21 protein-coding genes and 3 tRNA genes are annotated in these 23,769 nt (G+C 35.4%); 11 read left to right on the forward strand and 13 right to left on the reverse strand.

Features of this window, described 5'->3' with window-relative positions; translation table 11 throughout:
- The first annotated feature begins 280 nt into the window (after positions 1 to 280).
- The gene (locus C1721_RS14220) at positions 281 to 883 is read left to right on the forward strand and encodes a nitroreductase family protein (RefSeq protein WP_102408869.1); all 603 of its coding nucleotides are present in this window, start codon (positions 281 to 283) and stop codon (positions 881 to 883) included.
- 136 nt (positions 884 to 1,019) lie between these two features.
- Here C1721_RS14220 and C1721_RS14225 read toward each other — a convergent pair whose 3' ends face one another.
- Both C1721_RS14225 and C1721_RS14230 read right to left on the reverse strand, forming a co-directional pair.
- Complete coding sequence (locus tag C1721_RS14225) at positions 1,020 to 1,460, reverse strand: cold-shock protein (protein WP_199830411.1); 441 nt, start codon at positions 1,458 to 1,460, stop codon at positions 1,020 to 1,022.
- A 24-nt stretch (positions 1,461 to 1,484) separates the two neighbouring features.
- Complete coding sequence (locus C1721_RS14230) at positions 1,485 to 2,609, reverse strand: DEAD/DEAH box helicase (protein ID WP_102409518.1); 1,125 nt, start codon at positions 2,607 to 2,609, stop codon at positions 1,485 to 1,487.
- A 1,031-nt stretch (positions 2,610 to 3,640) separates the two neighbouring features.
- Between C1721_RS14230 and C1721_RS14240 the strand changes: the two genes are divergently transcribed.
- From C1721_RS14240 to C1721_RS14280, 10 genes are all read left to right on the forward strand, one after another.
- Positions 3,641 to 4,825 (forward strand): hypothetical protein, encoded by a 1,185-nt coding sequence (locus tag C1721_RS14240; RefSeq protein WP_102408871.1) that lies wholly within the window; start codon positions 3,641 to 3,643, stop codon positions 4,823 to 4,825.
- A gap of 91 nt (positions 4,826 to 4,916) precedes the next feature.
- Entirely contained in the window at positions 4,917 to 5,027 is a 111-nt protein-coding gene (locus tag C1721_RS14245) for a glycosyltransferase (protein ID WP_234347484.1), read from the forward strand.
- 275 nt (positions 5,028 to 5,302) lie between these two features.
- Complete coding sequence (locus tag C1721_RS14250; RefSeq protein WP_102408873.1) at positions 5,303 to 6,523, forward strand: hypothetical protein; 1,221 nt, start codon at positions 5,303 to 5,305, stop codon at positions 6,521 to 6,523.
- A complete protein-coding gene (locus C1721_RS14255) occupies positions 6,520 to 8,070 on the forward strand; it encodes a glycosyltransferase family 2 protein (RefSeq protein WP_102408874.1) in 1,551 nt (516 codons plus the stop codon). The genes C1721_RS14250 and C1721_RS14255 overlap by 4 nt, the downstream gene beginning before the upstream one ends.
- Before the next feature lie 75 nt (positions 8,071 to 8,145).
- A complete protein-coding gene (locus C1721_RS16540; RefSeq protein ID WP_143813340.1) occupies positions 8,146 to 8,388 on the forward strand; it encodes a class I lanthipeptide in 243 nt (80 codons plus the stop codon).
- A gap of 166 nt (positions 8,389 to 8,554) precedes the next feature.
- Positions 8,555 to 10,330: a S41 family peptidase gene (locus C1721_RS14260; RefSeq protein ID WP_234347489.1), complete on the forward strand. Its 1,776-nt coding sequence runs from the start codon at positions 8,555 to 8,557 to the stop codon at positions 10,328 to 10,330.
- A 286-nt stretch (positions 10,331 to 10,616) separates the two neighbouring features.
- The gene (locus tag C1721_RS14265) at positions 10,617 to 11,846 is read left to right on the forward strand and encodes a 6-bladed beta-propeller (RefSeq protein ID WP_102408875.1); all 1,230 of its coding nucleotides are present in this window, start codon (positions 10,617 to 10,619) and stop codon (positions 11,844 to 11,846) included.
- Between the two features lie 732 nt (positions 11,847 to 12,578).
- Positions 12,579 to 12,830 carry an NVEALA domain-containing protein gene (locus C1721_RS14270; RefSeq protein WP_102408876.1) on the forward strand — a complete coding sequence of 84 codons (252 nt, stop codon included), beginning with the start codon at positions 12,579 to 12,581 and terminating at the stop codon, positions 12,828 to 12,830.
- 101 nt (positions 12,831 to 12,931) lie between these two features.
- Positions 12,932 to 14,023 (forward strand): DUF4221 family protein, encoded by a 1,092-nt coding sequence (locus C1721_RS14275; RefSeq protein WP_118318392.1) that lies wholly within the window; start codon positions 12,932 to 12,934, stop codon positions 14,021 to 14,023.
- Positions 14,013 to 14,444: a hypothetical protein gene (locus C1721_RS14280; RefSeq protein ID WP_102408878.1), complete on the forward strand. Its 432-nt coding sequence runs from the start codon at positions 14,013 to 14,015 to the stop codon at positions 14,442 to 14,444. The genes C1721_RS14275 and C1721_RS14280 overlap by 11 nt, the downstream gene beginning before the upstream one ends.
- 294 nt (positions 14,445 to 14,738) lie before the next feature.
- On the opposite strand, the gene C1721_RS14285 is transcribed toward C1721_RS14280, so the two are convergent.
- From C1721_RS14285 to icd, 11 genes are all read right to left on the reverse strand, one after another.
- Positions 14,739 to 14,822: transfer RNA gene (locus tag C1721_RS14285), tRNA-Leu, on the reverse strand.
- A 14-nt stretch (positions 14,823 to 14,836) separates the two neighbouring features.
- Positions 14,837 to 14,920: transfer RNA gene (locus tag C1721_RS14290), tRNA-Leu, on the reverse strand.
- A 45-nt stretch (positions 14,921 to 14,965) separates the two neighbouring features.
- Positions 14,966 to 15,038, reverse strand: a tRNA-Gly gene (locus C1721_RS14295).
- 100 nt (positions 15,039 to 15,138) lie between these two features.
- A complete protein-coding gene (locus C1721_RS14300) occupies positions 15,139 to 15,951 on the reverse strand; it encodes a purine nucleoside phosphorylase I, inosine and guanosine-specific (RefSeq protein WP_420872737.1) in 813 nt (270 codons plus the stop codon).
- Positions 15,952 to 15,991: 40 nt separating this feature from the next.
- The gene (locus C1721_RS14305) at positions 15,992 to 17,248 is read right to left on the reverse strand and encodes an amidohydrolase (RefSeq protein WP_102408880.1); all 1,257 of its coding nucleotides are present in this window, start codon (positions 17,246 to 17,248) and stop codon (positions 15,992 to 15,994) included.
- A 4-nt stretch (positions 17,249 to 17,252) separates the two neighbouring features.
- Entirely contained in the window at positions 17,253 to 18,569 is a 1,317-nt protein-coding gene (locus tag C1721_RS14310) for a DEAD/DEAH box helicase (RefSeq protein WP_199830412.1), read from the reverse strand.
- A gap of 6 nt (positions 18,570 to 18,575) precedes the next feature.
- A complete protein-coding gene (locus C1721_RS14315; RefSeq protein ID WP_102408881.1) occupies positions 18,576 to 19,220 on the reverse strand; it encodes a chloramphenicol acetyltransferase in 645 nt (214 codons plus the stop codon).
- Positions 19,221 to 19,236: 16 nt separating this feature from the next.
- Positions 19,237 to 20,592: a dipeptidase gene (locus C1721_RS14320; RefSeq protein WP_102408882.1), complete on the reverse strand. Its 1,356-nt coding sequence runs from the start codon at positions 20,590 to 20,592 to the stop codon at positions 19,237 to 19,239.
- 117 nt (positions 20,593 to 20,709) lie between these two features.
- Positions 20,710 to 21,090, reverse strand: a complete 381-nt coding sequence (locus C1721_RS14325; protein WP_102408883.1) for a GtrA family protein — start codon at positions 21,088 to 21,090, stop codon at positions 20,710 to 20,712.
- A gap of 128 nt (positions 21,091 to 21,218) precedes the next feature.
- Positions 21,219 to 22,562 (reverse strand): citrate/2-methylcitrate synthase, encoded by a 1,344-nt coding sequence (locus C1721_RS14330; RefSeq protein WP_102408884.1) that lies wholly within the window; start codon positions 22,560 to 22,562, stop codon positions 21,219 to 21,221.
- Positions 22,563 to 22,582: 20 nt separating this feature from the next.
- A complete protein-coding gene (gene icd / locus C1721_RS14335) occupies positions 22,583 to 23,764 on the reverse strand; it encodes an NADP-dependent isocitrate dehydrogenase (protein WP_102408885.1) in 1,182 nt (393 codons plus the stop codon).
- Positions 23,765 to 23,769: the final 5 nt, after the last annotated feature.

The following is a 23,769-nucleotide window of genomic DNA, read 5'->3' on the forward strand; positions in this document are numbered from 1 at the left end:
ACCTCTCGCAATCAGGGCGCAAAGTAAAACATAAAAATCAATTCATGCAAATATTTTGCCCCTTAAATGCACGCAAAACCTCCTTTTCCGAACTAGCATCACGAACAGACTGGGAGATAAATCATGTAACGACTTTCACGTTACGGGGTGCAAAGATATAAATTTATTCTATTTCATCATAGAAAATTCAGAAAAAAACTAGCATTTAATTTCAAAACAAATGAACTAAAGTCTTTGTTTTTACTATATAAACATATAAAACTACAAAAACAAAAGAATTATGGCACGAAATTTTAAAGAAGCAATTAAAAGTCGCAGAACATATTACGGGTTTGTAAATAAATCGCCAATAACAGACGATGCAATCAAGGAACTTATTGAGTTTGCCGTTACTCATACTCCATCTGCATTCAACTCACAATCAACAAGAGTTGTACTTTTATTGGGTGAAAACCATAAAAAGCTATGGAATATCACTAAAGAGATTTTAAAAGCAAAGTTACCCGAAGATGCTTTTAAAACGACAGAAGCAAAAATAAATAATTTATTCGCTTCCGGTTATGGAACAATTTTATTTTATGAAGATATGTCTGTCATAGAAAATCTGCAAAAAACCTATCCCGGCTATAAAGATAACTTTCCAATTTGGTCATATCAGACATCCGGAATGCACCAATTCGCAATCTGGACTTTGCTTGAAGATGCCGGCTTAGGAGCTTCTTTGCAACATTATAATCCATTGATTGATGATGCAGTCGCTAAAGAATGGAATATCAATCCTAAATGGAAACTGATTGCAGAAATGCCGTTTGGTGAACCAACAAATCAACCGGGTAAAAAAGAATATCTGCCATTGAATGAAAGAGTCTTTGTTTATAAATAGCAAATTCATATAGTACATAACGGTAAAACCGAGTTTTTGTTACTCTCCCTTTCCCTGATAAATCAGGAGGATGTCTTTTTCGGCATCCTCTTTTTTATATGAATTCACAGTCCATCTTCCAGCTATTTATTTTCATTCACTTTTTAACAGCAATTCTCACAGCATTCATGCCTTTCGGGCCACGTTCCAATTCAAAAGTCACCATGTTACCTTCTGCAATAAGAGTCGGAGCACTACTGATATGGAAGAAATACTTATTCATGTTATCAGTTTGTTTGATGAAACCAAACCCTTTATCCGGATTAAAATAGTCCACACGACCTTCCAATACAGGATCTTCCACATCTTCTTTTTTGGGAGTAGAAATAGCGATACTTTCGATTCCGACTTCTAATTTATTAGTAGGATCCGGTGGAGTATTGGTAATAACTCCATTCTCGTCTACATAAGCGATCATATCATCAAATGAATCACGACCGCTGGCTTTGCGTTCTTCTTTACGCTTTTGCTTTTCTTGCTTTTTTTGTTCTCTCTTCTTCTGTAGTTCTCTTTTATTAAACGATTCGGCCATAGGCATTATATATTTTATAGTTTTTATTTTTTACGCAGGAACTAACGTTGTATTTAACTTCTTCCCGGTAAGTTTCTGAATATCTTTAACCATTGTATACTCTTCTTGTGAGCAGAAAGTAAGAGCTCTCCCACTATTACCGGCACGTCCGGTACGTCCAATCCGATGTACATACGTTTCTGCCACATCCGGCAAATCATAATTAATTACCAATCCCAAATTAGCAATATCAATACCTCTTGCTGCGATATCAGTAGCTATGATTACCCGTGTTTTTCCGGATTTGAAATTGGCGAGCGTACGTTGTCTTGCCCCTTGGGTTTTATTACCGTGAATAGCTTCACAGCCTATACCCTGTTTGTTCAAAATCCGCGCGATCTTGTCCGCGCCATGCTTTGTTCGCGAAAAGACTAAAACAGCTGTTTCATCTTCCTTTCCCAAAACATCGATAAGAAGTTTACTTTTCTGTGGTTTTTCCACAAAATACAAACTCTGTTCAATAGTATCTACAACGGATGAAACCGGTGCAACTTCCACTCTTACCGGATTGTACAACATGGATTTCGACAAACTGGCAATTGCAGCCGGCATAGTTGCCGAAAAGAAAAGAGTCTGTCTTTTTTTAGGCAACATAGGCAACAATTTCCTTATGTCATGTATAAATCCCATATCAAGCATCCGGTCCGCTTCATCAAGAACAAAATGTTGAATACAAGCAAGTGATATAATATTCTGGCTAATCAAGTCGAGTAATCGTCCCGGCGTAGCAATCAAAATATCAACGCCTTGTTTTAATTTTTCCACTTGTGTCTTTTGGTTTACACCTCCAAATATCACTGTATGATGTAAATTCGTATACCGGGCATAATCACTGAAACACTCGTCAATCTGGATAGCCAATTCGCGCGTAGGTGTAAGGATTAATGCCTTTATTTCCCGTCTTTTATTTTTAATTTCCTTCAGGCTAAGCTGTTGAATAATTGGTATTGCAAATGCAGCCGTTTTACCTGTGCCTGTTTGAGCAATGCCTACCAAATCACGCCCATTAAGGGCAATTGGTATCACGCGTTCCTGGATAGAAGTCGGTGATACATACTTTTTATTTACTAAAGCCTTCAAAATAGGCTCTGAAATGTTTAATTCTTTAAATGTCATAAATTTTCTGACTGTAAATACAGTCATGATATAATAAATAATTTCTAATGAAACAGAATAATAGAACAAAATAGAAAGTACCGGAAAACCCTATTTGTAAAATTACATCTGTTTTTCTACTATGTATAGGTAAGAACCACGAAGGCCAAACCTGTTCAAACAAGAAAGTTGATTTTGATGTCGATTTTGACGATGAAAAGATTCGCCCTATATAGCGAAACAAAGCATTGCTAAGAAGGAGTCAATATAAACTCGATTGTTCAGGTAACAAAGATACGAAATTAATTTGATTAATTATTAGATTTTGAAAGCTATTTATCATTTAGCAACGAATGATAATAAATCTTCATCATTTCTTTAACTCAAAAATCATTAATAAGTCATTACAGATACATCATGGGGATATATTTATATAGATGAAGAACAGAATGAATTATTAATGGTTTCAATACAGGATGACGACCCTTTTTTCCGATACAAACTATTATAGTTTCAAAAAAAGTTCCTTCTATCTCCATCTTATATGTCTCATTGTATATTTGCTCCCAAATATGATCTTCATTAAATTAAATCATCGGGATCTTTTTTTGAAATCATCGGGATGATTTTAGAAAAAGATCCCGATGATTCTGATAATACGGAATACGATCATTTTTTGATTTCCACAAATTATTTAAGCCAAAGCCGCCCTTTCTAAAGCTTTTATTCGATGTCATTGAAATATCATCATCATAATATGCCTATTTGTGATTGTTTTATTTATTTTTGTATTATATCCCAACAATCTAATATGCCATGAAACAGATATACAATTTATATGTAGGAATGAATGCCAGATTGGATATCTGTGCACGAGGTAATTTATTTGTTGATACAATGAATTGGGTAATTGTGACTCTTTTTGGTTTAAAACAAGGAATAAAGCCACTTGTTCGAATTGTTTATTTATGGATTTATGTCCTGCAATTTCTAATTATGGAATAGCGTCAAATAAGTATGATTTTTGTTCAATTAATTCAAACTAAATAAATATGAAGAACTATATACTTTGTCTATTTTTTTTCTCTTTTTGTTTTGCTTGTGATAGCGGTAAACAACAAAAGAATTTGGATATTATAACCTTTAATGTTATCCAAAAGTATGAATTAAAAAAAATAGACATACACGATATTGCAGAAATTGAATATATTGTACCCGTTGCAAAGGATAGTTTCTTGTATACGAATTTTGTTTATATGACGGATCACTATTTTGTCATGTTTAATTATTTTGGGGGAGATTTTGTTTTTCTTGATCGTCAGGGAAATCCACAAAGTTCAATTTCTAAGATGGGGCAAGGACCAACCGAATATCTTCCATATTATTGGTTACAGGTATATGATGAAGACCGGGATGAACTTTTCGTGTTTAGCATTCCGAATGTGCTGAAAGTATATGACCGGTTTGGAAAATATAAACGAACATTGCCTTTAAGAAACAGGGAAAAGATTCCCTGTTCGATAGATGCATTTTATAATTATAATGAAGAATACTTGGTCTGTCACGATAAACTGTCTGAAAGTTGTCCATTTTATCTATTGTCTAAAAAAGATGGAAAAACAAAGGATATAGATATTTATAGGGCTAAAAAATTTGACAGCCAAATTGTAAAAGATTATGGAGATGAGAATACGATGAACGTTTTTTTAAGTAATTCTTATGCGATAAAGGAAGGTGACAATATTCTATTGACAGAATATGGTACGGACACAATATTTGCTTACACGCCAGATTCACGTTTGCTACCTGTATTCGTTCGTACACCATCGATTCATGATATGGAACCTCAAATTGTGGTGCATGGTTTCATTGAAGCAGATCATTATTTGTTCTTCTCCACGCAAAAAAAAGAATATGACTTTCAGGCTCGCAAAGGAATGGAACAACAAGGGTATATGTACGACAAGTTGGCTGAAAAATATTATGAAGTGGAAGTGTATAATCCAGACTATAATGATCAAATTTTGATTGTTACACCTGCTGAAATGATGACGCGGATAGGCGAATGTTCATCCAATCCTCATACCGGAATCAGAGTTTTATGGAAAGAAGATTTGGAGAAAGCGGATGAAGCCGGGAAATTGAGTGGAAACCTGAAACATGCATTCGACAAAATGGGAGATGAAGATTTGTTTATTTTAATGGTATTGAAATTCAAACAGAGCGATTATAAGTAATATAAAAAAAATCTCAAACGAATTCTGATTGACTATAATATAATAAATACAAGGATTTGGGATGAAAGAAGAAATATGAATATCGATAATATTGCCTGTATATAATGAAGAGCAATATATACAGGAAGCGATAGATTCCATTTTACAGCAAGCCTATTCTTTTATAGAATTTATCATTGTATTGCCGTATGTATCCTTATGAGCTTAAGAAACAATTGGAAAAAGTGCTTTCAAAACCAGAAAAAATGACACCAGAGATGAAGGATAAGCTGATGAAATTAAATAACAGGCCATATAAAAAATAATGATTATGAAAAACACTAAAGTATCGTTAGTATATGATATAAAAGTAGTGAAATATAAGGTGTAAATAATGACTTTTAAAGTTCCTATTCGATGTCATTGAAATGTCATCGAGATAATATGCTTATTTGTGATGGCTTTACCTATTTTTATACCATAACCTAATAATATGCCATGAAACAGATATACATATTATATGTAGGAATGAATACAGGATTGGATATTTGGTCAAAAGAGTTGTCTGCTTATTTAGTTAAGCTTCTTTCGGCCCGTTGCCAACTCCATTTGCTGGGAGATTTGTTTTCAAAGCAAAGCTATCAACAGGAGAAGTCATATGATCTGGTTATTGTTCAGAATTCTCTTTGCTTTATACATTATAAAGAACATCTAAGCCGATTAAGTAAATCCCCTGTATTCTTTATTGCTGCCACAAATAATTTGAACGGTTATATAGCTCCATTTAAAAATTTATTTGGGGTACTGAATATGAAAGACGTGGAATTATCGGCTTTTGGCATACCGGAAGAGATCCAACTCCGACTTAATTATCCAGTAGAGAAGGTTTCAAATTACTACTTCTATGAACAACAGCCGGAGTTTTGCCGTATTGTTTATTGTCCGACTGGAAATACAATACAGGAAAGCGATCTTAAATTATTGACTTTTTTACAGAAAACGAATGCATTGTTGACTATCGTTTCGGATGAATATCAATGTTTGAAAAAAGCATTACCTCCTTTTGTAACAATCGTACCAAGATCCTCCTGGCTTTCCATATACAAAAAAGCCCATTTGGTGGTAGCCTCCGGATTCGATGCGATACGTGCCATGGCACTTTGTAAACCCTGTGTTATTTTGGGTGATTACGGTTTAGGAGGAATAGTGACACCTGCCAATTATGATCATCTGCAATCTGTTTCTTTTAGAGGCCGAAAGGGGGCTTGTTTCAGGGAGATGGTTCCTTTGGATTTGCTGGAAGTAGAAATTCGGAAGTATTTTGCGTCTGATGCTGAAGAAGCTTCTTTGGAAATTCAAAAGAAAGTAATGACGGATTATGGTAAAAGTAATTTTGATAAAAAAGTTTTGGAAAAAACAGAACGGATTATCAACCTGTCTGTATCTATTAAAAGTCGAAGCAAACGCCTTTTACTAAAACCATGCTTATCTTCTTTATTTGCCGTGGAAGAATCGAACGGAAAACAATATTTAATGCGTGGACAAGGGTGTTTTGGTGAGATAGATATGGAAATGGTCAACCTGCTTAAACAATGTGACGGAACTTTGTCTGTACAGGGATTAGCCGAACGAAACGGATATAATAAAGAGGAAGCTGGAATACTTTGGTCAAATCTGTATGAGTTGTGGAAAGAGAAACTAATTCTTTTTGCCTTATGAAACAGTTGCAGGATTTTGATTTAAGCATCGTAATGCCATTCCATAAGCAATTGGATGAGTTTAAACGTGTATTCCTAACTAATGCGAAATACTACGAACGAAACGGTATTGAAGTAGTGATTGTAGCCGGTGAACTTTCCGGACAAGAAGAATTATTGGATTATATCCGTACTTATCCCTTCATTAATTGGAAGATAGTAGTCAATACACAATATCATTCGCAACAGAACCCGGCAAAAGCATTTAACACCGGTATCCGGCAGGCAACGAAACAATATGTTTTAATAATGAATCCGGAACTGGAATTTTATACGGATATGATCTATCAGTTACGAGAAAAGTTAGATTCTTATCCGGAACATTATGCTATTTGTCAAGTTCGGTATATGGATAAACTGCTTCCTTATGAAAATATCATGGCTAAAAAAGAATATTTTGAAAAGGTAGGCGGATATAGTGAACATTATACCGAATGGGAAGAAGAAAACAACAATATATGCAGACGCCTGGAATTGGCAGGCATTCATCGGCTGCTATTCCCAGAAATAGAGCTGAACCTAAGAGAGAATTCCTCTCAACAAACAGTTTCAAAAAATAAACAACAGGCACGAATCCCTAATGAGTTATTATCGGAAATGCTTTTGCCTGTAGATATAAAAATAAATAAGTCTTTTAAAATAACTGATTATGATACGGTAATATATGACTGGAAAGAACATCCATTTGCCAAACAACAATGTCAGGATTATCTTTCAACCTTAAAACAATTTGATATATCATCAGATGAGATCTTTGAAAAATCATATCCTTTAATTGCATTAATCCCTACATACAATGAATCCGAACGCATAACTGATTGTTTGCGAAGCGTAGAAAAATATTGTGACGGTATTATTCTGCTGGACGATGATAGCACAGATGATACCTACCGGATAGCCCAATCAGATAAACTATTGATTAAAGCAAAGAAAGTACGTACCGAATTTAATGACAAGCAGAACCGGAATATGTTACTGGATATAGCTTCATTTTTCAAAGCAGAATGGTTTATTTTCATAGATGCGGATGAACGTTTCGACGATCGGTTTGTGGATTTGCGAGAAGTGATGAAGAACCCGGATGTAGATACAGCTGGAATTTGGATTGCAAATTTGTGGGATAGTATGGAAACGTATCGGACAAATATGTTAGATTCTCATCCATTATCTCAAAATGGATTATGGTTTAGATGGAGAATGTTTAGAAATAAGGGGCATATGCAAATACTAAGTGAGAATAAATTGCATTTTGATTCTGTACCTTATTTGGAGAATAGGCACATTAGTCAAACACTTCTTTTGCATACGGGATATTTGACATTAAATAAAAGAAACCAAAAATTCTCATTTTATATGAATGAAGATAAACAAAATAAGCCTTATTACAATGACATTCTATTTAAAACCATCAAAATACAAGATTTAAATACTCTAGCTTCTTTAAAACATGAAAAAGACAGCTATTTAAAAAAAAATAATCATCAAAAAAGTCATCTTTATCTTAAATAGCTTAAGAACAACAGAATATACCTATGAAATATTTTTTGTACGATTAGTTTTCTTGTTAAATTAAATTAAAGTGAAATGAAAACGTTACGATTAAAAAAAGAAGTGATTGCGAAGCTTCAAAATGACGAAATGCGTCGAGTTCAAGGTGGGACAGGTTGTACCACTTCGGCAACATGTGGCCATGAACAATCTGTTGCTTCATGTCTTTGTCAAGTCACTGCAGGTGACTGTGATATGCCGACAATCGGGCATGATGATGGGCCAAACTGTGTGAGTAAATCCGATTGGGGATGGTGTTGGTGCTATGGCAGAGGTTAACCCTAAAAAGTAATTATGATTACTTTTGGTGATTAAATATTTTGTTGTATTTTCTTTTGTCTAAACTCGATAAAAAGAAAATACAACAAATATAGAATATTGAGAAAGAATCAATTAGGCTATCTCGTGAATTTAATGTATGCGAATAGATGGTAATGCTAATATTATGATGAAAATAAAATTCAAAAAAAGGTATTTCTTTTACTCTATCTGTGCTTTATTGATAATTATTCTTCACGCACCTATAGAGGGATGTATTAGAATGTATAAGATTCACTATAAATTTAGTGCTACAATTGATCTAACACGCGATTCGATATTTAGAGAATTTAAAACACAAAAGCCATACTTTCCGGAGGAATTTAATGAGCAAGCCCGCTTGTTCTATTTATGTAAAGTATGGGGATTTGTGAAATACCATGGAGAAAACCCTTTACTCCATTCTGTTATCGACAGTTTATTGATAGTAGCTATACCACATGCAATTAGTTCTACAAATAAAAAAGAGTTTTCAACAATACTGAAAATGTTTATTTCTCCTGCATTAGATTATCCATCTACCAGGGAAAAAACATACACAAATATTAATGATTATGTATTGTTTGATAACCTATGGATGAATGATACACTCTGTTTGTACGATAAAATTAAAGCAGACTTAAATACTATTTGGATAAAGCATACCGGTAAAAATAATTTTGCATTCAATAAGAAGAGTACTGGAAATATTCGTTTAATGAATGAAGTTAATTATCCAGAATTTCCTGATGAGAAAAAACGCCTGTTAGGCCTGTTCAGGTACTGGAATCTCATTAATTATTTCTACGTTTATAAGAATCATATGGATGAAAATTGGGATAAAGTTTTATATGAATCCATTCCTGATTTTAAGAATGCAGATACCCGAAAGAAATACCATCAAGCAATTTATCGATTGACCAATCGATTACGGGATACTCATGCTTCATACCCACCAACAATAGACAAAGTAGTTTTTGGCCCATACAGACCTAATTTTAGATTAATGCTTATTGACAATACATACATTATTAGTAAAATTAGGTTACCACACTATGACAAAGATAATTTCAAAGTGGGAGATATCGTAATAGAAATAGATGGTCAGGATATTCATACTTTAAGCGATAGCTTAGGGCAATATGTTTGTGGAGGAAACTATTGGTCAAATCAATCATTTCTGTGCAATGCTATTTTATCACGAAGAGATTCTTCTACACTTTTTACTCTTGTAAGGAACAAAGACACATTATTTGTAAAATCAAAAAATTATCAAGTATATGAAATGTTTCAAGCTGAAAGAAAAAAAGAAAGGGAAAATGAAAAAAAGCAATTATATAAGTGGATAAACGATAGTATTGCCTATTGGGATTTGCGTTCGGTGACTGCGGATAATTATAATAGAAACTATAAATCTATCCAATCGGCTTCTGTAATTATTTTGGATTTAAGATGTTATCCATGTACAGATTTGATATTATATTTAACCAATTCGTTTGTCCCGCCAAACTCATTCTTCGCATACGGAACCTATCCGGATGCACGTTTCCCCGGTATGATCAGATATCAGAAAACCACTTCTGAAAGTATAGGTAACAAAGATTATTACAAAGGGAAAGTAATTGTTCTGATAAATGAATGGACAGAAAGCTATTCGGAATATACGACAATGGCCTTGCAAGTAAATCCCAAAACAATAACCGTAGGTAATTCTTCATCAGGTTCAGACGGTAATATTACTACTTTTGAATTTCCAGGAGGGGTTAAGACTATTTATTCGGGAATAGGCATTTATTATCCGGATTTTACCTCAACTCAACGGACAGGAGTGAAAATTAACTACACTGTAGAGCCAACCATAAAAAGTATAAAACAAGGTATAGATGTAGCCTATGAAAAAGCTGTGGAAATTGCCAAACAATGATCTTAAAAAGCGAGTGGAAATTAAGTTGAGAGATATGTTAGGAAATATCGATGGCCCTCCTATGTAACTTTTAACAGAGGTTATTGTATTGCCAATATGTATCCTTACGAACTTAAAGAGCAATTGGAAAAAGCGTTATCAAAATCAGATAAAATGACACCAGAGATGAAGGATAAGCTGATAAAATTAAATAACAGCCTCACCGAAGATGACGATAATGTGCTGTTTATTGGAAAACTTAAGCTCTAAACATCTTATTGTAAAACAAGAAATTACTTAACTCTATATGAAGATTATTAGTTCAGAAAGAATAGTTGTTTCATTAACATTATTAATAGCCAGTTTGGCCTGTTCTTATTATAATGAGAATAGCTATGAGCAGATTAATATAGAGCGTGCATTCGTTGATACCGGCGAATTGTCCGTCACGGATATAGGTGATCATATCTCTTACGTTCCATTGGAAACAACAGATGAATCTTTGATAGGCAAAAGGGCTTATGTCAGGATGTTGAAAGATAAATTGTTTGTAGGATCTTTCCAGCAGCCCATAAAGATGTTTGATAAAGAAACTGGTAAATATATTCGGACGGTTGGAAATATAGGTCAAGGAGCAAATGAGTATACATTGCTAGACAATATTCCCGTTTTCTGGATAGATGAAACATCTGAAATTATTTATGTACAAACGGAAGGAAATAGTGTTTTACGTTTTGATGTGAATGGAAATCCATTGGGTAGTATAAATCTGCCTGAGAACTTTCCCCGATTAACGACAGTTTCTCAAATCACAGCGGAAAACAAGCTATATATTTACAAACAAACTCTGTTTAATAAGCTTGATAATAAAATATTAATGTATGATATTCAAAATAAAAACATAGAAAAATATTTCTTGAATAAAGATGAACCCATTTCTACCGATGAGTTTTCTCAACCCCCATTAATCATTTCCGGATTCGGAAATATACCGGTTTCAACCAGGTGTATGATCTTTTCACTGAAAGGCAACCGAATGTTTTTCCACTATACCGAAAATCCATGTTTATGGGCTTTTGGTAAAAATATATATTTTAAAGAACAATTCAATGACACAATCTATCAGGTTCTGGACAGTAAAATGAAGCCTAGGTTTGTTTTTAATCTGGGGGATATGCACTGTGCATATGAAGACAGGTTCAATATTGAAGGAAGCCAGAACAAGATTTTTATCGACTATATATTAGAGGGAAAAAACGTACTGTTTTTTGTATTCCACATAAATTATTATAACCTACAGAATGCGAAGACTTATTGGGGAATCTATAATAAAAAAGACAAGTCTGTTAAAGTGACAGATAAGCTTCAGATTAAGAAGCCGGCAAATGGATATTTTGCCGGAGAACTACAAACTGCCACCTCAGAAGGTCAGTTGCTTGGGCTGGTTGATGCTGCATCTTTTATTGAAAATATAAATGTTGACAATTTACACGACATATCGGAGGATGATAACCACATAGTCATAATAGTTGAATAATCAGCACATTACGAACGGGTTAAAAGGATATATCTTTATAATTTTGATTTTTATAGTTTTAATAAATTATATCCCCTCAGCAAATAATCGAAGTTGAAAGTCCTTCCTAGCTGATATAGTACTTAACTATTGAAGATATAAATAACACAAAAGTCCATTCACTCAAACTTCAAATAGCTGAATCAAATATTTACCTTTAGATATTAAAGCTAAAAAACAAAAATGTCATAATATTAATTCAATATTAACAATTATCAGCTAGTTAAATAAAGAGTTAATAATAGCAAGAGAAAGGAAATGAATATTGATCCTTTCCTATAACGATCCATTTATTATTTGATTTTTACAAATATTCAAGCAAAAAAGTTCCCCTTTTAAGACTTTTATTCGATGTCATTGAAATGTCATTGTAATAACATGTTTGTTTATGATGTTTTTTGATACTTTCACACATAAAATTTTTATAGAATTAAAAAACAGTTTTTACATAAATATGCATGGGGCTTTTTCTAAATAAAACAATATAAAATTACAACTCTAAAAACATCCCACTAAAGAAAGGAGGCTAGGCAAAGATATAGAAAATTTAAAATAAATAGTATATTCTACCATTACGATAGGATGGCATAGAATAAAATTTTATAGAATTTTTAAATTCAACCTTTAATACACAGGCATTTTACTTGTTATAAATAATAAAAACGAATCATCTACTAAAAAACAAAAATTTATATGAAAAATATGATTAAGATTGTTTTTGTTGCAATAGTTGCAGCAATTGCTGGATATGGTGTTTATACTAGCCAAAAATCAAGTATCAAGTTAGGTTGGTCTTCCATTGAAGTAGAAGCCCTTGCAGGATGTGAAGTATCTTCTAGTGGTTCAAGTAACGGAGGATATTGTTCATCAAACTATGGAGGTTCTGGGGATTCATGTACAACTACTGGCGATTCCGGGGCAGTGCGTTGCAGTGGTAATTTTTAAATTAATAGTAAGGAGAGGGGATCCTCTCCTTTTAAAAGAATATTATGAAATTAATAAAATTATATATATATATATTTAGTATCATAATCTTTCATTCATGCATGGGTGAAAGAAATAATTATTACAGAAAAGGGGCAAATGAATATACAATCGAATTGGTGGGAGAAAAAATGTTTCTATTGGATTCAATGACAGCTCAAACGGTTAACTACATGCAATTACTCGGAGATACATCTTTGGCAATTTTTAACTCTCCGATGAATAATATCTGTTTATTTGATTGGACAACAGGGAAAGAAAAATTAAAAATTAATTTGCATAAAGAAGGGCCTAATGCAGTAAGAGGTATCAGGGGCTTTTATTTTCAATCTAAAGATTCTATATGGTTATATAATGAGTGGAAAAAAGAACTATATCTGGTAGATGCAGATGGAAACCTGAAGGAAAAAAGGCATCTACAAGATTTATTATATCCTATAGCTAAACAACTATATTCCGTTTCTCCTTTTCCACAAACAAATGTCCCAATTAGGAAAGTAGATAACAAATTAGTTTTGCAAGGAATGAATGATGTAATATCAGATGAAGTGTTTCCGGCAGTAACAATATTGTATGATTTGAATGTAAGCAAACTGGATATTAAGAATCCATATCCCGCTGTATATTCTAATAAAAATAAAATTAATGATGAATGGAACACTTTTGCATATAGACAGGTTCCTTATACTCTAAATGACAAAAAAGAAATCGTTTCTGGGTTTCCTGCAAGCGACAGTATTGTGGTATATAATATGAATACAGACAGCTATACCTCTGTTTTTGCAGGATATTCTGAAGAAACTAATATAAAACCATATGTGCCGACGTCGCGAACAGCCACACAGAGAAATTACCTAGAACAGTATCAATATACAAGTATTTTATATGATACTTATCGAAATTTATATTATCGGTTAGTTGTACTTCCTAAAACAGATTATGATTTGAATGATGCTGCAACCCAACATAAAGATTTGGCTGTAATAATCCTAAGTAAAGACTTCAAGAAGGTTGGTGAGTATCAATTGGAACACGACCAATATATGTATATAAATTCATTTGTTGCCTCCGACGGGCTTTGTATTAATGTCTTTTCAGAAGACGATGATTATTTGAAGTTTAAAGTATTAAAAGTTACAAAGAATGAAAAATAAAGTTTTATTGTTTCTATTAATGTGCTCAATGTATTCTTGTTCTACTCAATCTGATAATTTGCAAACATATTTGAATGGACAAATAGATAAATATTATGCTTCATCAGCATTATCTAATTATTCTTATATTGTAATTATTCCTAGAAAAGGATGCCATGCTTGCACAATGGAAGCAGATGCATTTTTTTTGAAGAATAAAGATAATGATAGATACTTATTCATTTTTACCAATTTAGTTTCAGAAAAATTGTTAAAAATAGAAATAGGATATGAAAATGTAAACAAAAAAAATGTATTAATTGATAAGATTGGTCGTTTTCATTCCTCTCAATATATAGATAGCGAATATCCTTTATTATTAACAAAGAAAAAAGATGGCCAATATCAATGTAGCTACCTTCTAGATTCAGACGGATCATAATAATTGTAACTTTCTGATGCTTTATTTTTATAGAAAATAGAGAAATACATTTAAAAATGATATTATATCAGATTTATCATTGGAGAATATAAAAATATACATTCAGCTAGCAAAGAAGAAGTCTCAAACTATTATCGCAAATTATGTAAGGGAAGCTTAACAAGCTTAGCGAAATAATACAGCGCAAAGTCAATAATAGCAAAAAATAAATTAACATCAACAAGGATAACGACCTTCAACTGGGACGCTAAATTTTCGAATAATATTTCAAGTTTGATTTTCGCCAATCCAAAGTACGCAGGATGAGACTTGAACTCACACGCCGTAACCGGCACTACCCCCTCAAAGTAGCGTGTCTACCAATTCCACCACCTGCGCATAAAAAATAAGGGTGCCCAGAACAGGACTCGAACCTGCACGATCGCAAAACCACTCGCACCTGAAACGAGCGCGTCTACCAATTCCGCCACCTGGGCATTCATTACATAATGAAGTGATCTCTTCCACTTCTGTTATCTGAGAGCGGAAGACGGGACTCGAACCCGCGACCCTAACCTTGGCAAGGTTATGCTCTACCAACTGAGCTACTTCCGCGATAACGGGTGCAAAGATAGAGGTAATTTTTAATTTCACAAAACATCAATACACTTTTTTCGTATGCCCCCCAGTTGCCTCTTTAGCCCGCTCTAAATAACTAAATTCTAGCGATCAGATCTTTGAACAAAACACTCATTACCGAAGCGGCTTTATCTGCGGCTTTAATAACATCGGCACCGTCATTTACAAAATCATCGGCAAAATGGTAGCCTTCATTGGTGATTACGGACATACCAAATACCCGTATGCCGGCATGACGTGCAACTATTACCTCAGGAACGGTACTCATACCGATGGCATCCCCTCCTACTTTTCCATAAAAAGCATATTCTGAGGGCGTTTCATACGAAGGCCCTGTCAACCCTACATACACGCCTTTCTTTAAAGAGATACTATGTGATGCGGCAATATCTTCCATACAACGGATAAATTCACGGTCATAAGCACGTGTCATATCAGGAAAACGCGTCCCGAATTTTTCATTATTAGGTCCGATCAAAGGATTGGGCATCATATTAATATGGTCACGGATAATCATCAAGTCACCTACTTTAAACGTATTATTGATTCCACCTGCAGCATTTGAAACCAATAAGTTTTCGATTCCCAGCAATTTCATTACACGAACAGGAAAAGTAACCTGCTGCATCGAATATCCTTCATAATAGTGAAAACGGCCCTGCATAGCTAAAACAGTCTTCCCTCCCAACTTTCCGCAAATAAGATTCCCTTTATGTCCTGTTGCCGTAGAATTCATAAAATTAGGAATCTCTTTGTAAGGAATTATTGTAGCATCTTCTATTTGTTCGGCCAACGAACCTAATCCACTACCCAATATAATCGCGGTTTTAGGATTTCCTGAAATATGAGAAACTAAATAATCAGCCGTTTCATCGTATAAATCTTTCATCTTATTCATGCTCTTCTTACTTTATTTATTGTCATTAAAATTATCTGGTCATCAAATTATAAGCGACTTGAGCAGCACGTTCCATAATCTCATCCTCTCCCGGAACTTTTTTATTTTCCATTAGTACTTTACCATTACATATAACTGTATCTATACAACTGCCATTTGCCGCATATACCAAATTGGATACAAAATTAAAATTAGGAGTAAAAGCAGGAATATTCAAATCTACTAAGCTTAAATCCGCAAGATAACCTTCTTCAATACGCCCTGCTTTAATGTCCAGAATAGAAGCACCTGACTCTGTTGCCGCTTTCAACATTTCACCGGCAGTAAGTGCTTCGGGATTTTTTCGCCAGGCTTTACCTAATAAAGAAGCCAACTTCATAGCTTCTACCATATCCAGATTATTAGAGGAAGAACAACCATCCGTACCTAAACCAATCATAATACCGGCCTCTTTCATTTCTTTGAACTGAAAATGAATACCCGAAGCTAACTTCATATTAGAGGCAGGATTATGCACAACCTTTACCCCATGGTCGGCCAACATGCGAATTTCATCTCTATCAACATAGATACCATGGGCAATAACCAGACGAGGAGACAAAACGCCCAGCTTATATAAATAACGTACGGGAGAAAGACCAAAATGTTTAATTGAATTTTCTACCTCCTCTTCCGTTTCCGACAGATGCAGATGGATTAATATATTCCGTTCGGAAGAGAATTTATTGATCCATTGTAAAAGTTCTCCTGATACTGTATATATGGCATGCGGCCCTATAGCATATTTTATACGGTCGCTATATTCATCAAATTCCGAATATAACTTTATATTATTTGATTTACATTTTTCTGCCTGTTCCGGTTGAAAATGATCGAAACAAACGCCAGAAATCACAGCTCTTATCCCCATCTCTTCCACGGCATCAGCTGTTCCACGAAACTTATGGTACATATCGAAAAAAGTAGTAGTTCCGCTTTTTATCATCTCCAGACATGCCAGTTTTGCTCCCCAATATACGTCTTCACGAGTCATTTTTGCTTCATTCGGCCAAATCTTCTGCTCCAGCCAGGGCATTAAAGGCATATCATCCCCATAGCCACGGAAAAGAGTCATAGCCGCATGGGTGTGTGCATTAACAAAACCGGGCACAACGGCTTTCTTTGTGGCATCTATTACTTTATCGGCTTGTACAGAGAAGTCTTTTCCTATTTGTTTTATATACTTACCTTCTATATAAATATCAATTTCCGAGCCATTCAGCTGTGCATTCTTAATCAGTATATTCATCTTTTCAATTGAATTTTGCTTTCATGTTTTTTATCTTTTCATCACGGATACGGGCTAGCAAGACAGATAGTTTATTCCGTTTTATTGCAGCAAAAGAACAACTCTCCTTAACTTCAACCACACCTAATTCGTCTTTCTCCAAGCCTCCTTTTTGGAAAAGGAAGCCAACGATATCCTTCTTACTTAATTTATCACGTTTTCCTTTATTGATTGTAAGTGTGACCCACTCGGAAAGAACCGGCTTTTTTGTCTTTTCCGGAAGATAAAACTCATCCGGCTGACGAATAAGATATTCGGGTATCGTTTCTTGTTCATTCAAAATGATATATGCATTTCCTTCGGCATTCATTCGGGCCGTACGTCCATTTCGGTGGATATAAGCCTCTTCATTAACAGGTAAATGATAATGTATTACATTCTTCACTTCCGGAATATCCAATCCCCTTGCTGCCAGGTCTGTCGAAATAAACACAGTAGTACTGCCGTTACGGAAAAGAGAAAGGGCGCGTTCACGCTCAGATTGCTCCATTCCACCGTGAAAATATTCATTTTCCACCCCCATTTCCGAAAGATAATTACTTACCCTTTCTACTGCTCCACGCAGGTTACAAAAAACTAACGCAGAGCCGCCATTTAACTCTCCCAATAATTTATATAAAGTCTCCAATTTATCCTTTATCGGAGATTTAACTATACGGACCGTCAATCTTTTTATTTCTTTCGTTTCCTTCAAGAAAGATAAACGCACCGGAGAAGTAATACCAATAAAAGAAGGTATATCAACCGCTGCCGTTGCCGAAGTAAGAATCCGGCGGCGTACATTAGGAAGATGCCCTAATATCTCTTTCATTTCAGCAAGAAAACCCAGCTCCAATGATTTATCGAACTCATCCAGGATTAACGTTTTCACCGTATCTAAATTAAGGCTTCCGCGTTCGATGTGGTCTAAAATTCGTCCGGGCGTACCGATAAGTACCGTGGGAGGATGTTCCAGACTTTTTTTCTCAACCCGTATCGGATGCCCGCCATAACAACAATTCACTTTATATCCGGAGCCTAACGAACGGAACACAGTTTCTATCTGCAAAGCTAATTCCCGTGAAGGAGCAATGATTAGTGCTTGTATTTGTTTATCTTCATTCGTAAACAATGTCAATAAAGGTAGCAAAAACGCTAATGTCTTACCTGAACCTGTGGGACTTAACAGTACCAGGTCCTTACTTGTACCGGCATCCAATACCGATTGTTGCATTTCATTCAATGCTTCAATTTTGGCATTAGACAACGCACGTACTATTCTTTCATCCTCTTGTATTTTCATATCTAATTATCGCAGGTATTGCTCTACTCGTTTATAAAAATCGGCGATATGAACGCCGTCTACAAAACTATGATTTACATACAATGCTATAGGAATTACCAAACTACCTCCTCTTATTACAGCCTTTCCAACGTTTATTAGCGGATAATCTCCTCCATTTTTATGTTGTTGTGTATGTGTCACGGATGTAAAGAATAAATCAGGAGTCGCGCTAACCAGAATAACATTATATCTTTCGTCTTCCGAAGCTCCATTCTCGGCAGCATATGGATCACCATCTTCCGGTATATTCCGGATAATAGCAGAAGCGACTTCATGGAATTTTTCAAAGTCCTCTATCCACGGAATACGCACTGTATAAAACTTTCCTTTCTCATTCATCTTTACAGGAGCCAGCACATCAACCTTATCATACAGTATGACTTGTTCTTTGGCATCAAAACGGTATCTTAACTCTTTAATTTCATTTGCAGCACGAAGTATAGCATATAAATAATACAGGAAAAACGATTGTTTGTTAACATGGGCTTTTTCTTTAGCTATCCCGCATTCTATTTCCGAAGTAATTGAGATACATGGATTCAAAAATCCCCGAAAGAACCGGTAGTTATCTCTTCGTTCCCATGTTTCAATATCTATAATTTGCTTCATAACGATGAATTACTTATTACTTAAAGTCCCTATAAAATTCGGCAACAGCCTCTATACCTTTATAAAATATATCCAAACGGCAGCTTTCATTCGGCGAATGAATCGCATTCTGTTCCAAGCCAAATCCCATCAGTATCGTCTTGACTCCCAATACCTGTTCAAATGTGGAAATGATAGGGATACTTCCTCCGCGACGCACAGCTAACGGTTTCTTTCCAAAAGCTGTTTCTACCGCTTTTTCAGCAGCTTGATAAGCCGGTATATCTATCGGACAGACATATCCTTGTCCTCCATGGCTAGGCGTCACCTTTACTGTTACAAAGTCCAGAGCGACACGGGCGATATAATCTTCAAACATTCGGGAAATTTTCTCATGATCCTGATGCGGAACTAACCGACAAGACACTTTGGCATAAGCTTTGGATGGCAAGACTGTTTTACTTCCTTCACCTGTATAGCCTCCCCAAATACCACAAATATCAAATGACGGACGGCAACTATTCCGTTCCAACGTAGAATATCCTTTCTCTCCAAATAATGCCTTTACACCAATTGCCGCCTTATATTTCTCTTCATCAAAAGGAATTTGAGCAATCATTTTTCGTTCAGCGGAAGGCACTTCCTCTACATCATCATAAAATCCAGGAATTGTAATACGACCATCAGCATCCGTCACATCAGCCATCAGCTTACAAAGTATATTGATAGGATTAGCTACAGCGCCTCCAAAATGACCAGAATGCAAATCACGATTAGGGCCGGTTACTTCCACTTCCCAATAAGCAAGACCTCGTAAACCGGTTGTCAACGACGGGGTTTCCGCACTAACCATACTGGTATCGGATACAAGAATAATATCCGCTTGCAATAAATCTTTATTATCACGGCAAAAAGCCTCCAGACTGGGAGAACCGATCTCTTCCTCCCCTTCAAAAATAAATTTCACATTACAAGCCAACAAATCATTCTTCAATGCCGTTTCAAACCCTTTTACCTGAATCATACTTTGACCTTTATCGTCGTCAGCCCCGCGCGCCCAAATACGGCCATCACGAATCTCCGGATCAAAAGGTTTACTCTTCCATAATTCCAATGGCTCTGCAGGCATTACATCATAGTGGGCATAAACCAACACTGTTTTAGCCTTTGGAGAAACCATTTTTTCTGCATAAACCACCGGATTGCCATTTGTTGGCATTATAACTGCTTTATCAACACCGGATAAAAGTAACACCTCCACCCAACGTTGTGCACAAGTCAACATATCGGGTTTATTTTCTTGTTTGGCACTAATTGAAGGAATACGAATAAGTGAGAATAATTCTTCGAGAAAACGATCCTTGTTGGATTCAATATAAGATCTGACAGGCATAATATTTAGTTTTGTGTCAAAGATAGCATCTTTGCGTTTATTTTACAACAATCATTACATCGCAAAAAGCTCTTCTTCTTAATTATATCAATTATATATGAATAAAAAGAACTCTTATCAAGATTTGAAAGTAACTTTCCTATTCATCACGAAATTAATAGCACCATAAACAAAAAGTCCGAGAAATTGAGCAAGATATTCATTCAATTCTATTACTTCCACCATCAAAAGCAAAGAAAGGAACTGGGCTGTATATGCCATTCCGAAAGCGAGTAAAAACAAAGGAATCTCTTTGATAAATTGTCCTTCACCGGTGGAAAACACCCAATACTTACACCAAAAGAAATTATTTATCAAAGCAGCTATATAGCCGGCCACATTCGACCATAAATAATTGCAATCCAACAGATCCATCAATATCCAAATGATCGATGCAGTAATCAGAGCATTCAAAGTTCCTACAATAGCAAAACGAAGAATACGCGTAGATTCTTTCATATTTACATTATATTATTAGGATGCAAATATAAGGAATAACTCTATATAAAAGATAAAAAACATTGCTGCCCCTCACGAAAAGGAGCAGCAATTACTATTACCTAATAACGATACAGGAACTACTTAGTCTAACGTTCGTTAAGTGGAGTATATATTTGCTCGTCAAGCACATTCTTATACGCAGGACGAATAATACGTTTACCTTCAAAGTTCAACTCTTCTATACGGTGTGCCGTCCAGCCCACAATACGAGCCATAGCAAACAAGGGTGTATAAATTTCTTGCGGAAGGCCAATCATTTCATATACGAAGCCTGAATAAAAATCCACATTAGATGACACGCGCTTCTTCGTTCCTTTATGTTTTGCAAAACATTCAATAGCACGTTCCTCCAATAATTCAAGGAAATTAAACTCTTCTTCACGACCTTTTTCCTTTGCCAGCTCACGGGCCAGTTCTTTCAATACAACCGCACGAGGGTCAGAAATGGTATAAACGGCATGTCCAATACCATAAATCAGCCCGGTTTTATTATAGGCTTCCTTATTTAGCATACGCATGAAATAAGTATCGATTTCATCAACATTTGTCCAATCCTCTATATTATCTTTCAGGTGATGAAACATGTCAACCACTTGGATATTTGCACCACCATGTAACGGACCTTTCAGCGAACCAATACCGGCAGCAATTGCAGAATAAGTATCTGTCCCCGTAGAACTGGTTACACGCACTGTGAACGTAGAGTTATTTCCACCACCATGTTCTGCCTGTAATACCAATAATAAATCTAACGTTCGTGCATCCAAATCGGTAAAATCGCGTTTTAACATGTGCAGGAAATTCTCGGCAATGGACAAATTCTCGTGCGGATGACGAATATGTAACGAACGTCCTTGTGTGCTATGACGGTATATATTATAGGCATATGCAATAATTGTTGGGAATTTAGAAATAAGATCGATGGATTGGCGCATCAGATTATCACGGGATGTATCATCCGGATTCGGATCGAATGTATACATTTCCAGCACGCTACGAGCCAGTATATTCATAATATTCTGTCCTTCCAGATCCAAGATATTCATCTTCGTCTTTTGCTCCAAAGGCATATTATCATTTATCAGTTCTTTAAAAGACGCCAATTCTTCTTTATCCGGCAATCTACCGGAAAGCATCAAATAAGCTACTTCTTCAAATCCAAAACGTTTTTCTTTTATAAGACCGTGGGCTATATCCTCCACATCATAACCTCTATAAAACAATTTACCTGGTATAGCTTTCAATCCTCCTTCCGGAAGACGTTCATACCCAACCACATTGCCAATCTTAGTCAATCCAACCAAAACACCGCTACCGTCTTCATTACGCAGACCTCGCTTTACATTATACTTCGGAAATAGTTCGTTGTCTATCTTACATGTATTCTTTGCCTCTTCCGACAGTTTATAAATAATATATTCTTTCTTCATTACGATCAATAAATTTATTGTTACAAAAGCGAGATAATCAGTTCACCAAATTCTTTAGTGCCAAGAGATTTACCATCAGGCATAAAACGTGCCAGATCGTGAGTAGCCAACCCTTTTCCAAAAGCCTCTTCCATTGCCGCAGTTATCAACGAAGCCGCCTCATTCCATCCCATATATTCAAGCATCATAACAGATGAAAGTAAAAGAGATGATGGATTTACTACGTTTTTACCGGCAATATTAGGGGCCGTGCCATGTGTAGCTTCAAAAATAGCATGGCCACTTACATAATTAATATTTGCCCCGGGAGCAATACCAATACCGCCAACCATAGCCGCTAATTGATCTGAAATATAATCTCCATTCAGATTCAGTGTAGCAATTACCGAATACTCTTCGGGCATCAATAGCGTATTTTGCAAAAAAGCATCAGCGATTACATCTTTAATCACCAGCTTACCCTCTGAAATTGCTTTACCAAATTCTCTTTCAGCCAATGCGTAGCCCCATTCTTTAAAACCACCTTCCGTAAATTTCATTATGTTGCCTTTATGAACTAAAGTAACACTGGGCAGTTTATTCTCCAACGCAAACTCAATAGCCGCACGAACTAATCGTTCCGTTCCTTCCACAGACACCGGTTTTACTCCAAAAGAAGACGTTTCCGGAAAACGAACCTTAGTTACTCCCATTTCATCGGTCAGGAATTTATAAAACTTATGAGCTTCCGGTGTACCTTGTTTCCATTCTATACCGGCATAAATGTCTTCCGTATTTTCACGAAAAATATACATATTTACCTTCTGAGGTTCCTTTATCGGAGATACAACTCCTTTAAACCAACGTACAGGACGAAGACAAACATATAAATCCAGCGTTTGTCGAAGTGCAACATTTAAAGAACGGATACCGCCTCCGATTGGTGTGGTAAGCGGCCCTTTTATGCCAACAATATATTCGGTAAAAGCTTGCATTGTTTCATCCGGTAACCAACTGCCGGTTTTAGTAAAAGCCTTTTCACCGGCTAATATTTCTTTCCACTCTATAGCCCGTTTTCCATCATAAGCCTTAATTAAAGCGGCATTTACAATATTCTGACAGACAGGAGTAATTTCTGCTCCTACACCATCTCCTTCTATATAAGGAATGATAACTTTATCCGGTACAATCAAGCGACCGTCTTGTTTCGTTATTTTGTCCATACAAT

Source organism: Parabacteroides bouchesdurhonensis, assembly GCF_900186615.1.
GTDB lineage: Bacteria > Bacteroidota > Bacteroidia > Bacteroidales > Tannerellaceae > Parabacteroides > Parabacteroides bouchesdurhonensis.

Excerpts from the sequence above, each read along its gene's own strand:
- C1721_RS14220 (WP_102408869.1), top strand. The coding sequence starts at position 281 with ATGGCACGAAATTTTAAAGAAGCAATTAAAAGTCGCAGAACATATTAC.
- C1721_RS14225 (WP_199830411.1), bottom strand. The coding sequence starts at position 1,460 with ATGCCTATGGCCGAATCGTTTAATAAAAGAGAACTACAGAAGAAGAGA.
- C1721_RS14230 (WP_102409518.1), bottom strand. The coding sequence starts at position 2,609 with ATGACATTTAAAGAATTAAACATTTCAGAGCCTATTTTGAAGGCTTTA.
- C1721_RS14240 (WP_102408871.1), top strand. The coding sequence starts at position 3,641 with ATGAAGAACTATATACTTTGTCTATTTTTTTTCTCTTTTTGTTTTGCT.
- C1721_RS14250 (WP_102408873.1), top strand. The coding sequence starts at position 5,303 with ATGAAACAGATATACATATTATATGTAGGAATGAATACAGGATTGGAT.
- C1721_RS14255 (WP_102408874.1), top strand. The coding sequence starts at position 6,520 with ATGAAACAGTTGCAGGATTTTGATTTAAGCATCGTAATGCCATTCCAT.
- C1721_RS16540 (WP_143813340.1), top strand. The coding sequence starts at position 8,146 with ATGAAAACGTTACGATTAAAAAAAGAAGTGATTGCGAAGCTTCAAAAT.
- C1721_RS14260 (WP_234347489.1), top strand. The coding sequence starts at position 8,555 with ATGATGAAAATAAAATTCAAAAAAAGGTATTTCTTTTACTCTATCTGT.
- C1721_RS14265 (WP_102408875.1), top strand. The coding sequence starts at position 10,617 with ATGAAGATTATTAGTTCAGAAAGAATAGTTGTTTCATTAACATTATTA.
- C1721_RS14270 (WP_102408876.1), top strand. The coding sequence starts at position 12,579 with ATGAAAAATATGATTAAGATTGTTTTTGTTGCAATAGTTGCAGCAATT.
- C1721_RS14275 (WP_118318392.1), top strand. The coding sequence starts at position 12,932 with ATGGGTGAAAGAAATAATTATTACAGAAAAGGGGCAAATGAATATACA.
- C1721_RS14280 (WP_102408878.1), top strand. The coding sequence starts at position 14,013 with ATGAAAAATAAAGTTTTATTGTTTCTATTAATGTGCTCAATGTATTCT.
- C1721_RS14300 (WP_420872737.1), bottom strand. The coding sequence starts at position 15,951 with ATGAAAGATTTATACGATGAAACGGCTGATTATTTAGTTTCTCATATT.
- C1721_RS14305 (WP_102408880.1), bottom strand. The coding sequence starts at position 17,248 with ATGAATATACTGATTAAGAATGCACAGCTGAATGGCTCGGAAATTGAT.
- C1721_RS14310 (WP_199830412.1), bottom strand. The coding sequence starts at position 18,569 with ATGAAAATACAAGAGGATGAAAGAATAGTACGTGCGTTGTCTAATGCC.
- C1721_RS14315 (WP_102408881.1), bottom strand. The coding sequence starts at position 19,220 with ATGAAGCAAATTATAGATATTGAAACATGGGAACGAAGAGATAACTAC.
- C1721_RS14320 (WP_102408882.1), bottom strand. The coding sequence starts at position 20,592 with ATGCCTGTCAGATCTTATATTGAATCCAACAAGGATCGTTTTCTCGAA.
- C1721_RS14325 (WP_102408883.1), bottom strand. The coding sequence starts at position 21,090 with ATGAAAGAATCTACGCGTATTCTTCGTTTTGCTATTGTAGGAACTTTG.
- C1721_RS14330 (WP_102408884.1), bottom strand. The coding sequence starts at position 22,562 with ATGAAGAAAGAATATATTATTTATAAACTGTCGGAAGAGGCAAAGAAT.
- icd (WP_102408885.1), bottom strand. The coding sequence starts at position 23,764 with ATGGACAAAATAACGAAACAAGACGGTCGCTTGATTGTACCGGATAAA.